General features: G+C 54.5%; 10 protein-coding genes and 3 pseudogenes. 7 read left to right on the forward strand and 6 right to left on the reverse strand.

Annotated elements, in window-relative coordinates:
* Positions 1 to 84: 84 nt before the first annotated feature.
* Positions 85 to 1,491 carry an LLM class flavin-dependent oxidoreductase gene (locus IEI95_RS11205; RefSeq protein WP_156532797.1) on the reverse strand — a complete coding sequence of 469 codons (1,407 nt, stop codon included), beginning with the start codon at positions 1,489 to 1,491 and terminating at the stop codon, positions 85 to 87.
* A 241-nt stretch (positions 1,492 to 1,732) separates the two neighbouring features.
* Positions 1,733 to 2,048 (reverse strand): annotated as a pseudogene (locus tag IEI95_RS29435) (DDE-type integrase/transposase/recombinase); the annotation flags it as partial.
* 284 nt (positions 2,049 to 2,332) lie between these two features.
* On the opposite strand from IEI95_RS29435, the gene IEI95_RS11210 reads away from it, so the two are divergent.
* Positions 2,333 to 3,013 carry an IS6 family transposase gene (locus IEI95_RS11210; protein WP_194416433.1) on the forward strand — a complete coding sequence of 227 codons (681 nt, stop codon included), beginning with the start codon at positions 2,333 to 2,335 and terminating at the stop codon, positions 3,011 to 3,013.
* A 319-nt stretch (positions 3,014 to 3,332) separates the two neighbouring features.
* Entirely contained in the window at positions 3,333 to 4,247 is a 915-nt protein-coding gene (locus tag IEI95_RS11215) for a phytanoyl-CoA dioxygenase family protein (RefSeq protein WP_156536659.1), read from the forward strand.
* Between the two features lie 58 nt (positions 4,248 to 4,305).
* Here IEI95_RS11215 and IEI95_RS11220 read toward each other — a convergent pair whose 3' ends face one another.
* From IEI95_RS11220 to IEI95_RS11235, 4 genes are read right to left on the reverse strand one after another with little or no spacing between them, the layout of a single operon-like run.
* Positions 4,306 to 5,229 carry a sulfotransferase domain-containing protein gene (locus IEI95_RS11220; protein WP_156537536.1) on the reverse strand — a complete coding sequence of 308 codons (924 nt, stop codon included), beginning with the start codon at positions 5,227 to 5,229 and terminating at the stop codon, positions 4,306 to 4,308.
* A gap of 21 nt (positions 5,230 to 5,250) precedes the next feature.
* Positions 5,251 to 5,946: a sulfotransferase family protein gene (locus tag IEI95_RS11225; protein WP_156536642.1), complete on the reverse strand. Its 696-nt coding sequence runs from the start codon at positions 5,944 to 5,946 to the stop codon at positions 5,251 to 5,253.
* A 40-nt stretch (positions 5,947 to 5,986) separates the two neighbouring features.
* On the reverse strand, positions 5,987 to 6,736 hold the full coding sequence (locus IEI95_RS11230; protein WP_156536641.1) for a class I SAM-dependent DNA methyltransferase: 750 nt from the start codon (positions 6,734 to 6,736) through the stop codon (positions 5,987 to 5,989).
* Complete coding sequence (locus IEI95_RS11235; protein WP_156536640.1) at positions 6,733 to 8,118, reverse strand: cytochrome P450; 1,386 nt, start codon at positions 8,116 to 8,118, stop codon at positions 6,733 to 6,735. Before IEI95_RS11235 ends, IEI95_RS11230 begins: the two co-directional genes overlap by 4 nt.
* 550 nt (positions 8,119 to 8,668) lie before the next feature.
* Between IEI95_RS11235 and istA the strand changes: the two are divergent.
* From istA to IEI95_RS29440, 5 genes and pseudogenes are all read left to right on the forward strand, one after another.
* A pseudogene (gene istA, locus IEI95_RS11240) lies at positions 8,669 to 10,235 on the forward strand (IS21 family transposase).
* Entirely contained in the window at positions 10,168 to 10,902 is a 735-nt protein-coding gene (istB, locus tag IEI95_RS11245) for an IS21-like element helper ATPase IstB (protein WP_156543945.1), read from the forward strand. Before istA ends, istB begins: the two are co-directional and overlap by 68 nt.
* Positions 10,903 to 11,054: 152 nt before the next feature.
* A complete protein-coding gene (locus IEI95_RS11250; protein ID WP_156536682.1) occupies positions 11,055 to 11,297 on the forward strand; it encodes a type II toxin-antitoxin system ParD family antitoxin in 243 nt (80 codons plus the stop codon).
* A gap of 88 nt (positions 11,298 to 11,385) precedes the next feature.
* Positions 11,386 to 12,102 carry an IS6 family transposase gene (locus IEI95_RS11255; protein ID WP_194416417.1) on the forward strand — a complete coding sequence of 239 codons (717 nt, stop codon included), beginning with the start codon at positions 11,386 to 11,388 and terminating at the stop codon, positions 12,100 to 12,102.
* A 300-nt stretch (positions 12,103 to 12,402) separates the two neighbouring features.
* A pseudogene (locus tag IEI95_RS29440) lies at positions 12,403 to 12,546 on the forward strand (nitrilotriacetate monooxygenase); the annotation flags it as partial.

A 12,546-nucleotide genomic window follows, 5' to 3' on the forward strand; every position in this document is an offset into this window, starting at 1 on the left:
AAGTCCTTCGCCAAACCCTGTGAGCATGGCGTTTTGCGGATAGGCCAAGAGATATTTCGGTGGCGCGAGCGGCTTATCCTGTCATCAGGCAGCCTCGCCAGAAGCCTTGTTTGCCTCCTCACGCTTGACGCGCTCAATGTCGCGGAACTGATGGGCGGGATGGGTTTGTGGCAAGTAAGGCCCCTCGCCAAACAATTTTTCGCGCAAAGTCCCCTCGCGATATTGGGTGGCATAAACGCCGCGCTTTTGCAGCTCCGGCACCACATAGCCAATCACATCGGCAAAACTGTCGTGCGCCAGCGCATAGGCAAGGTTGAAACCATCAATATCTGTTTCCTCCACCCATTCCTGCAACAGATCGGCTATCGTGGTGGGTGACCCCACAAACAATGGTCCAAGGCCGCCAATCCCGCCCCATTTTGCCAGTTCCTCAATGGTCCAGACCTTATTGCCTTCCGACAAATGCTCGACAGCAGAGATAATCGCGTTGGTCTTGACCTTTTTGACCGTATCGGACGGCTGGTAGTGACCAAAATCAATCCCCGTCCAGCCAGACATCAACACCAGCGCACCATCGTAGGAGGCATATTTTGCATAATCTTCAAATTTCGCCCGCGCCTTTTCATCTGTCTCATCAACGATGATGGTTGCCATGGCATAGATCAGAACCTTCTTCGGATCGCGGCCCTGTTCAGCGGCCCGCTTGCGAATATCCGCGACATAAGCGCGGGTGGCATCCTTCAAGGGTGTCGAGATGAACACGCATTCGGCGTGACCTGCGGCAAATTGCTTGCCTGCGCCTGAGGCTCCCGCCTGAAACAGCACCGGCGTGCGCTGCGGTGAGGGTTCGCTCAAATGGTAGCCCGGAACCTCGAAATATTTTCCCTTATGGCCAATCTCGTGTATCTTGGCAGGATCGGCAAAAATGCCGCGCTCCTTGTCACGGATCACCGCCCCTTCTTCCCAGCTGCCCTCGAAAAGTTTGTAGAGAACCTCGACATATTCTGTCGCCACATCATAGCGATTGTCGTGGGAGCGCAGGCCGCCCTGACCGACATTTTTGGCACCACTTTCCAGATAGGACGTGACGATATTCCAGCCAACGCGCCCCTTGGTATGGTGGTCTGCCGTAGAGAGCCTGCGCGCAAAGGTATAGGGATGCTCAAAACTGGTGGAAGCGGTGATGCCAATGCCAAGATGCTGTGTTGCCTGCGCAATCGGATTGGCCAATTGCAGCGGATCGTTCACGGGAATCTGCACACCCTGCAACAGCGCGTTATCCAGATTGCCCTTGTAGACATCATAGTAGCCGATGACGTCGGCGATGAAGATCGATTCAAAAAAGCCAGCCTCAAGAATCTTGGCCAGATCCGTCCAATATTCCAGATCCTTGTATTGCCATGATCTGTCACGGGGATGCCGCCATAGGCCCGGCGATTGATGGCCGACGCAATTCATCTCAAAGGCATTGAAGCGTATCGTCTTTGTCATGAGAGTTTCCAGCCGTGTCTAATGCTGGTGCAGCGTAAGATCAGGCTGACGGACAAGACAGAAAATCTATTATCTTTATAGATTTTATAGAGGTATAATTTTGCCTGATCATGATCACTCTTCGTCAGTAAATTTCGAGTTTGACAGCTTTCGCTATGGTTGTTTAATGTCGAGTGATAAAACTAAGGGGCATTGCCAACTTAATTGTCATTGGTTGCGAGGCTGTGATGCCGTGGCTTTTTCAAGCCCCTATTTCTGCAGTATAATCGGCCCTTGCGTGGCGATATGAGAGTTGAGAGGTTGTACCGGCGGGGAGGAAAGATGGCGTTTATCTGATCGTGTGCTGACAGGAAACGTTGCGCTTGACGAGGCGATTTGAACCACCCCATGATTTTTCTCGCTTCCTCGTATGGCGGGGTGAGTTTTCAATTCTGTTGTCCAGGCCTTTATGAGCCCAGATGATCAGCATCTGGCGCCAAGCTTTGTATCGGCTAGATGTTGCTGCGCAGCTTGTCCGTCACGACGACATGCAGTCCAACGAATTGCTTGATCAGCCTAGGCTGTAGTGACAAATTAATGTTTTGGGATTCCCTTTGAGTGGCAAATCAGATTCAACGCTAACTTTTGGAGGTTGGCGATGGATGGTGAGGTTCTTCGAGATGACCAGTGGGAGCGTTTGAAACCGTTTGTTCCCGGCGGTCGTAAAGGTAAACAGGGCCCACGCAGCGACGGTCGGCCGTTCTTTGATGCGATTTTATGGGGCTTGTCGCAAATTTTTTCGGTTAACGGTATGTTGACCATCGGAAGAGAAATTCCGCTCCAATTGTTGCGGAGCGTACCGATGGTTCTGAATGCCATTACCGAGAAGCTGAAACGCCAATCGAAAGACGATTTCAAGGGACGACATTTTGAGGCGTGGCTGATCGTGCAGGCGGTTGCCTGGTATTTGCGTTATCCGCTCAGCTATCGCGATTTGGAGGAAATGTTCCGGGAACGCGGTTTCGAGATTGACCATAGCACGATCAACCGCTGGGTTCTGGCCTACGCAACGATGATCGAGAAGCGATTACGTCAGCTTCGTCGGCCACATTGCGGCTCGGTTCGCGTCGATGAGACCTACGTCAAGATCCGCGGCAAGTGGCGATACGTGTATCGCGCAATCGACAAGCACGGAAATCCCGTCGACTTCCTGCTGACGGCAAAGCGCGATCTTGATGCCGCCAATACGTTTCCGTCGGCGATCAAAACATCGGTCGATAGCGGGCTGTTGCATCCAGATCCTGTGCACTATGCCACCAAGCATCTCCAACAAGGCATCGAAAGCGACCACTTCCGGCTGAAGAAGAACATGCCGAAGATCGGCGGGTGCCAGTCATTCAACACTGCGCGGCGAACCATCGCGGGTTTCGAGGCGATGCTGTGGTTGAGGAAAGGCTTCAGCTATTCCGGCGGCTGGACCGTCAACGACCAGAACGATCTGCTTGCGCGCCTCTTCGGACTGCAAAAGGTTAACAAAGTATAAATGCACACCGTTTAGGGGATAGTCGAGGCCCACGAAAATCTTTGCGACAAGCCCATTCGGCGGCTTTCCACGGCGCGCAAATCACTTGAACATCGCTGACCAGGCGACTAAGCTCTTTTGGTTTCGTCGAAAATCATGATTGCTCACAATGAAATACAATATTGAATTTTATGCAACCACATCAATCACAATGGTTGGCATCAATTAGTCATCTTACCCGCCGATTTTCCTCGGTAGTTTAGTCGTAAATCCATTCTGTTTCATATTAAGCTTGCTCAATCAGGCTGAATCTGTGTCCTGCCTTCCTGGGAGAGGTGCAATGAATTTCACATCTGGCAGTCTGCCCGTCGCAACGCGCGACGTTTCTCAAGCGAAAGCAGACCTTGATCAGTTCGGCTATGCGATCCTGGCCGATTTGGTGACGGGTTCTGGGCTGGAAGCTCTTCGCCAGCGACTGGTCGAACAGGCGGATGCGGAATGCGCCGCCGGAGTAGCACTTTTGCATGATGTGGATGACAAGCCGCTATCGCAGGAAGTGGCACGAACAATCGATCAACATCGGGTGCCCAGGCAGATCCTGATGATGCTTTACAACAAGGGGAAGGTGTTTCGCGAAATCGCTCATAACCCCAGCTTTCTCACTTGCGTGCGGCACATGTTTGGGGGGCGGGAATTCAACCTCTCAGGGCTTGCGGCCCAGATTACCAACCATGGCAGGCCCGCCCAGAAATTGCACACCGATCAGGACCAGTTGCCGCTCGATCCGTCGAAGGCTTACGTCGCCAACATCTTGGTGATGGTTAGCGATTTTACAGAAGCAAACGGTGCCACGCGGGTGATTCCAGGCTCGCACCTTTGGCCGCGCCCGCCCTGGTCGCGCAGCCCCAATACCGCCCCGGATTACCCCTTCCGCACCATGGGCATTCCAGCTCCGCAGATGAATACAATAGCGGTAGAAGGTCAGCCAGGCAGCGCCCTTATTCTCGACGGTCGCGTATGGCACGGCGCTGGCGCGCATACCGCACCCGGGGTTACCCGGTATGCTGTGGCGTCATCCTATGTACTGCCCTTTATCAGGCAATACGAGAATTTTCCGGCTAATATTCTGCCCGAAATATTCGAGGCCTTGTCCAGCGACGAGCGACATCTGCTAGGGTATGCGGGATACAAGGGATCGCTGGGCTATGTCGAGCCAAAGGCTTCCCGGATCGGTGAGAGCGCACCAGCCGGCTAAAGCGCGTCCACCAACCGCTTCTGGTGGTTTTGAATGCGTAAATTCAAAAAACGAGATCTTAGCTCGTTTTTCCTAGACCCGCACGTCCAGACATCATCCATTTGGCGCAATCGACGCCAAGTTCTGCCATGGCATGCTGTTCGAACTTTGCATTAGCCTCCGGCGTCAGTGTATCGATCCATCGCCCGTTTTGCCCTTTATTGAAGAACAACTTGCCATCGTCTTTCCACAGGCCTGCTCCATGCGGAACATAGCGACGGGCATGGTCCCTCATATGTCCGAGGCTACAGTTGTGCAAAATGCGCGGTAGCCGATCAAGCGACAATGGGACCTCTAAAAAGGCAGCGATCCGAAGGATTTGTTCGCCCATGTCCGTGATGAGGTCGGTATAATGCACAAACAAGACATTCGGGACAATCCGCGCCAACCACCATGATCGTAGATTTTCCCAGAACGGCCAGAACGGAAAACCATCTTTATCAAGCCAGGCATCGAAAAACTCGGTGATGGACGACTGCGGCGGTGTCGCCACGCGCAGCCGCCCAGAAGGCCCCGCTTCCTTGTCTAGCAGCAGTTGCGCATCTTGGCGGGCCGCATTCTGGTGATCGAAAAGGCTCCAGACGATATCTCGGCCATCCCGCCCGACGTAGATATATTTCGCCTTCTCCGAAAAGATCAGCGCATCCATGGGCAAATGTGTTTTGAGAAACCGGCGATGGGTTTGCGCCTCGATCAGGTCCAGTTTAACCTTTTTATCGGGATAGACTGAATCGATCCAAGGCGAAATAGTCGCCACGTCCACCTCGTCATCCTGATCAAAAATGAGTTGCGCAATAATCTGTTGAACCAGCGTCGTTCCTGCTTTGGCATAGCTTGCGACAACGATATCTCCATCACGATATTTTATGTCGTTCCAGATGCTGGCATCAAAATAGCGGTTGGCAAACTCCCGCTTCTTCAAAAGGTGATCGTTCGCATCCATGACGTCCTCCGAAACCATGTCTTAACGAAATGTCGTTTGATGTAAGCCGTCCAGGTAATCGCGCGTATTGTCTTCAAGCTCTTCTGGCTTTTGTTCAGGCATCGACCGCCTCCTGAACGGGTTCCAACGGGATTTCTTAGGCCGCGCATGGAGCCAGGGATAAGCCACATCGGGGCATGCAACGCCCAGAAACGCGCAAAGCGGCTCCCATCCGTCACCTGCGTCCAACACAAGCAAGCGATCAGCGGGAACGTCATCGATAACGGACTGATTCCACCGACGGAAATAGTTGGTCATGAACGTCCGGTCGCTGATATTGTCGCCGAAATCCCTGCGCAAAAAGTCGCTGAGGGCAAGGCCATCATCGCCCAACAACATCCCTTTTCGTTTGGCTGGAAAGATTGTTTCACTGACGGATTCGAACCAGCCATCCGGGTCTCGTCTGGTCAAAATGACTTTCGCCTGCGGATAATGCTCCATCAATTCGCGCCAGAACAGACAACTTGGGTAATCGACAGTGGCGCGATATCCTTCGAAGATACGGTCCCAATCGGCCGTTCCACCAATAGCATCGTTCCAAAGTGGCAGCGAGGTCCGAACCGTCGCGGCGATTTCCATGGCGTGATAGCAGGGCGCTATCCCCAAATGCTCGAGAGCGAGCTTGAGGGATAAAGTCCCTGTTCGACCTAATCCGGCACCAATAACACAAAGGCTCATAACATTTCCCTCATTCTATCAATGGCGCCATCTATGCCAGTCAGGATCTGCGGTATTCTGAAATCGCTGTTCGGCTGGCGGAACCGAACGATTCACGCTGCCAATTGCTCCAGCGAGCATGAAGAAAGAGGCCAGCAGACCGCGCGAGCAAATCCAGTTCATTCGGCCAGACGCACCGGATCTTGTGTCGGAAGACCTTGGGATGTTGACCGATGACCATGATGCGCTGCTCAAGCACTTGAGAGATCGGATCGCCCTTCACCCCCATGAGCATGACGGATGCCATCCCTTCCTCGTCCGATGGCAGGTCCCCCATGCGGTTGAGCCGGAAGTCGCTGCTGAAAATCGCCTCATTCGGAATGATCGTTTGGACAACCAGCGAACCGCCCTCTGCGAGATGCTTCTCTGCATTGGCGAAGAAGCGCAGCTGCTCCTCTTGGGTGAGGAGGTAGTCGAACGACGCCACACAATAAATGAGACCGAATTCTCCCTCGATGGGCACATCCGCCATGTCGCCGAGAACCAGCGAAAGTTTTTCCGCTCCCGGCTTTCGTTTTAGCCGTTCGAGCATCGCTTCGGAAAGGTCAACGCCGGAGACGTCAAGGCCGCGCTGAGACAGTGGCAAGGCTATGCGTCCTGTCCCAACGCCAAGTTCAAGCGCAGGGCGGCCATCGGCGATGTCCGCGAGAACATTGACGCAGGGAGCCATGACGCTTTCGGGCCAGGAATCCTGCCAGCTATCGTAAAATTCTGCATAGCTGTCATAGTTGTTAACCGAGCTTGCCGTCATATGAAGTTCCTATCTAGTCCGGCTTTCGGAGCACGAGGTGTTAAAGTCAGAGTGACCCCCAAAGGGCGTAAAACGAGTGCTGGATAGGGTCGCACTTTGGTATGTGGCATCCGTTTCAAGGTGAAGCGCCTCAAAATACAGACCAATATGGCTGTCATGTGGATCATGCTGAAATGCTCGCCGATGCAGCGCCGGCTGCCCCCGCCAAAAGGGAAAAAAGCGTAGCGCGGTAAGCGCTTTTCCAGCGTGCCGTCCAGCCAACGGTCGGGCCGATAGTGCTCGGGCAAGTCGAAATAGCGACCACTGCGGTGATTGACCCAAGGACTGATCATCAGGGCGCTCCCCTTTGGGAGAAGGAAGTCGCCGAGCACCGTATCCTCAAAGACAGTCCGCCCGGTCAGCCAGGCCGGTGGGAACAGTCGCAGCGCCTCCTTGAGCGCAGCCCTTGTTTCGGTCAATCCTTTCTCGAACAATCCGTCAAGACTGATCGGGCCGTCGCCGTTCGTAGCCAACGCATCTATTTCTGCGGTCACACGATGCAGAACGTCCGGGTGCGCTGTCAACAAGTGCAAGGCCCAGGCAAGTCCGGCAGACATTGGCTCCAGCCCCGAGAGGATCATGGTGCAGAACTCGTCGCGCAGCCAGTTGTCATCCTCATCAGACCCCTCATCGAAGGATCGTTCGAACCCATCGTGCGATGCAACGCTCTTGTCGCTGCCCTCGCGCTGCTGCCGCGCACGGGCAAGGGCAGCGCCAGCCAGTTCCTTCGCAGCATCGCGGGCGCAGGCAAGTCGCGCCTCCGTCCGGTCGAATGGACCGAGTGGAAAGCGTATACCGTCGCGCGTCTTCGCTATGATCAAATCTGATAGGATCACGAACGCGGATTGTTCCTTCTCGCCAAGCGTGGTCTTGAGAAAAAATTGACAGCCGATGTCAAAACACAGCCGTTGCAGGGATTTTCTGATGTCGGAAGATGGAGGCTCGACCTGCCACTGATCGAGATGGCCCTGGGTAATTTCGATTGTTGCATCCACGCCCTTTGCAACGGCGTCGAGATTAAAGCCGGGTTGCAACACCTTTCGCTTGCGGCGCCAATCGTCACCCGAGCTATTCATGATCGAAGAAGCAAAATTGACCATGCCCCTATCTTCATCAGGAAGGGACTTTCGAAAGACTTGATGCTTGTCGTGAAGAACCAATTCAATCAGTTCAGGGGCAGTGACAACATAGAAGCCCTTATCTATGCCGATCAAAGGGCTGTTAATTTCACAGCATGAAGACAGCAATGACAGAGGATCCTTGCGGAACCTGAAGCTGTTGCTGAAAAGGTGTCGCTGCCGGACATTTGGAATTTTTTGTTGATAATTCTCAACTGAGACCATAAAAAATAGCAACCGCCAAAACTGGAAAGCCTATTTCACCAACATCAATTTAAACAAAAAATCGGCATCCTCGGGAATTTAAAATTAAACCCCCGAGGACCAATAGGTAATCAGTATGTATAGATATAACGGGGCTTACGACGATTAAGCTTAGATGCGCCAATAAAGACGGCAAGAAATTTCTTCATATCTTACTCCTTTATTATTTGTCGACGCTAATACAGCGCCGGTAAATAGCAATATATTATATTATAGGAGAAGTCAATTTAATTGCATTTATATGATTCACAACTTGATATTTTGCAATTTTTTTAAGATAAATATAATTTACATAATAATAAATAATTGAAATTCCATTTCCAACTATCCTTTGAATGGGCCGCTGGAAATGGGCTTTTCGCAAATTTTTCGGCTTAACGCGGTGTTGACCATCATCAGAGGGTGTTCCGGCGTGCAAAATTGACCCCATTAGCGGGGTAATCGGCGTCCAATTTTGACCCCCTTCGGATTTATCTGACCATCCGTCTTTTGACGGCGGATGGAGAGGGAGTTGAAGCGAGTGGATACGATTGCGCGCGTCCGGCGGGCCTTTCATGTTCAAGGTTGGTCGATGAAGAAGATCGCCCGTGAACTGCATGTTTCCCGCAACACGGTCCGCAAGATATTGCGCAGCGACGAGACCGACTTCTCCTACGAGCGCGAGCGGCAGCCTTTGCCAAAGACGGGGGCCTGGCAGGCGGAGATCGAGCGGTTTCTTGCGACGAACGAAGGCAGGCCATCGCGCGAACGGCTAACGCTGATCCGGATTTACGAGGAGCTTCGAGCGCTCGGATATGACGGCAGCTATGATGCGATCCGCCGTTACGCCAAGGGTTGGGCGAAGAACCGGGGATCAGCGACGGCGCAGGCCTATGTGCCGCTCTACTATGCACCCGGCGAAGCCTACCAGTTCGACTGGAGCCACGAGATCGTGCTGATCAACGGCACGACGACGACCGTGAAGGTTGCTCATGTCCGGCTCTGCCACAGCCGCATGATGTTTGCACGTGCCTATATGCGCGAGAGCCAGGAGATGGTGTTTGACGCCCACGACAAGGCGTTTGCCTTCTTCCGTGGTACCTGCACGCGTGGCATCTACGATAACATGAAGACGGCGGTGGAGGCGGTGTTCGTGGGCAAGGAGCGGCTATACAATCGCCGCTTTCTGCAGATGTGCAGCCACTACCTTGTTCAGCCTGTCGCCTGCACCCCGGCGTCTGGTTGGGAGAAGGGCCAGGTCGAGAACCAGGTTGGCCTGGTGCGCGAACGCTTCTTCACGCCGCGCCTGAGGGTTAAGAGCCTTGAGGAATTGAACGTTTGGCTGCTCGACAAATGCGTCGCCTATGCCAAAGCGCATAACCATCCGGAACAGGCCGACCAGACGATCTGGCAGATGTTCGAAGCCGAACGCAGCAGCCTCGTCCCCTATGTCGGTCCGTTCGACGGCTTTCACTGCGTTCCGGCCTCGGTCTCGAAGACCTGCACGGTCCGTTTCGACAATAACAAATACTCGGTCCTCTCAACGGCTGTCGGCCGCCCGGTCGAAGTCCACGCCTATGCCGACCGGATTGTGGTCAAGCAGGATGGCACGGTCATCGCCGAACATCGGCGCAGCTTCGGCCGCGGCGAGACGGTCTATGATCCCTGGCATTATGTGCCTGTCCTGGCCCGTAAACCCGGCGCTCTTCGCAATGGCGCGCCGTTCCGCGACTGGGTAATGCCGGCGGCGATGGAGAAGGTCCGCAAGCGATTGAAGACAGTCGATGACGGCGATCGGCAAATGGTCACCATTCTCGGATGCGTACCGGGCGACGGTATCACGACCGTTGAGGCCGCCTGCCAGGAGGCGCTTGATCAGGGCGTCTGCTCGGCTGCCGTCATCCTCAACATACTGGCGCGGCGTCGTGATCCTGCTCCGGCTGCGCCCCTGCAAATCCCCGATGCACTGCGGCTGACCCATGAGCCGGTCGCCGATTGCGCTCGCTATGACAGCCTCAGGAGGGCAAGCTGATGGAACGCACACAGGTTCTGGAATTGATGAGCACCTTGAAGCTCTACGGCATGCGCAGCGCCTATGACGAGGTCATGGGCAACGGCATCAAGCGCCAGCATGAGCCGCCGCGTATCGTTGGCGATCTTCTGCAGTCCGAGATCGCCGAGAAGCAGGCCCGCTCCATCCGCTACCAGCTCAGCATCGCCAAGCTGCCGCTCGCCAAGGATATCGACGACTTCGACTTCACCAACACGCCCGTCAATGAAGGCCTTGTCCGCGACCTGGCCACCGGAGCCTTTGTTGCCGATCAGCGCAATGTTGTTCTCGTCGGAGGCACGGGCACCGGCAAGAGCCACCTGGCCATCGCGATCGCCCGCGCGCTCATCCGCAACGGCACACGCGGGCGCTTCTACAATGTCGTCGACTTGGTCAATCGGCTGGAGACGGAGACGCGCAGCGGCAAGCAGGGCCGGACGGCGGACTATCTCAACCGCCTCGACTTCATCATCCTCGACGAACTCGGATACCTGCCATTCGCCCAGGCCGGCGGCCAGCTTCTGTTCCACCTGATCAGCAGGCTCTACGAGCGCACATCCATCATAGTCACCACCAACCTGGCATTCGGCGAATGGCCAACCGTCTTCGGCGACGCCAAGATGACCACCGCGCTCCTCGACAGGCTCACCCATCACTGCGAGATCGTCGAAACCGGCAACGAGTCCTGGCGCTTCAAAAACCGCTCTCAAAGCTAAAGCCGAAGAGCCCCATCACCCGCACCTGTTTCGCCCTCTGCAACCCCGGCCAGCGCCGGGCGATCCAGGTGCTGATCGTCAACACGGGGGTCAACATTGGACGCCGATATGGGGTCAACTTTCCGCGCCGATTGACAAAATGGAGGTTTCCCATGGCAAAAATGAACGTATCTCTTCCAGACCCGATGAAGGATTGGGTGGAGGCGCAGGCCAGGACTGGGCGATATTCGAACGCTAGCGACTACGTGCGCGACCTGATCCGACGCGACCAGACACGAAACGACAAGATTGCCGCCATGCAAGGTTTCGTCGAGGCCGGGCTCCAAAGTGGCGTTGGCATTCGATCAAAGGATGAACTCTTTGCTGAGGCGATGGATCGTGCCAGCAAGTCATGAGTTTTAAACTTTCTGTCGAGGCAGAAGAAGACATCATTAGGCACTGTAAAGTTAACCTGGCATCGATCAACATTTGGGATCTTGTGGCATGACCAGATTTGCCCGTGATCCACTTTATCGTCGCCATCGATTTCCAGCCGAGGTGATTGCCCATGCCGTTTGGCTCTATTTCCGGTTTCCGCTGAGCCTGCGGATGGTCGAGGATATGCTGGCTGCCCGTGGCGTCATCGTCTCTCACCAAACCGTGAGGCTCTGGGCGGAGAAGTTCGGCCGGCATTTCGCCAATGACATTCGGCGGCGCTCAGCCGGCAGGCTCGGTGACAAATGGCACTTCGACGAGGTTGTCATCACGATCGCCGGCAAGAAACATTGGCTCTGGCGCGCCGTCGATCAGGACGGGTTTGTTCTCGACGTGCTGGTGCAAAGCCGCCGCGATGCCAAGGCGGCAAAGCGTTTGATGCGAAAGCTTCTGAAAGGGCAATGCCGTGCGCCGCGTGTGATAATCACCGACAAGCTTCGATCCTACGGTGCGGCGAAGCGTGATATCATGCCCGGCATCGAACATCGCTCGCACAAGGGCCTGAACAATCGGGCCGAGAATTCTCATCAGCCTGTCCGACGGCGTGAAAGGATTATGAGGCGCTTCAAGTCAGCGAGGCATCGTCAACGGTTCGTTTCCATCCACGATCCGATTGCCAACCTCTTTCACATTCCCCGCCACGACATTCCATCCACCCATCATCGCGAATTGCGAAAAACAGCCATGCAAACATGGTACCAAATCGCTGGCATTCAAGCCGCCTAAAGCATAACCTCAACCCCAGATCATGACTGTGAAGCGCTAAGTTTACAGTGCCCCTTAGCCGATTGCGCCCAAACTTTTGACAAAGCATCGCAAATCGCTGTTGCCATCCATCATGATGACGATCGCGGATCCATCGAAATGAGCCCGGCACTATCTCGACTGTTCAGGTGGTTGTGGCTCCGTCGACCGCTATCCTGGTTTAGAATAACTAAATCTTGCCTACCCTTTGGGAATATTGCCGGCTTGAGCAGTGCTTCATAAGTTGTCGAAATCGACAAAAAAGACAGCATGGGGATCCACATGAGAAGATCGGATAAAATGAAACTCGGAACGTTCGTCTACACGTTCGGTTTTCATGCGGCATCCTGGCGCCATCCCGCCAGCAAAGTCACCGCCGCGACAGATTTCAGCCATATGCTCGATATTGCGAAAAAGTCGGAAGCC

It is taken from the genome of Agrobacterium vitis (assembly GCF_014926405.1).
In the GTDB taxonomy this organism is placed as follows: Bacteria; Pseudomonadota; Alphaproteobacteria; order Rhizobiales; family Rhizobiaceae; genus Allorhizobium; species Allorhizobium vitis_H.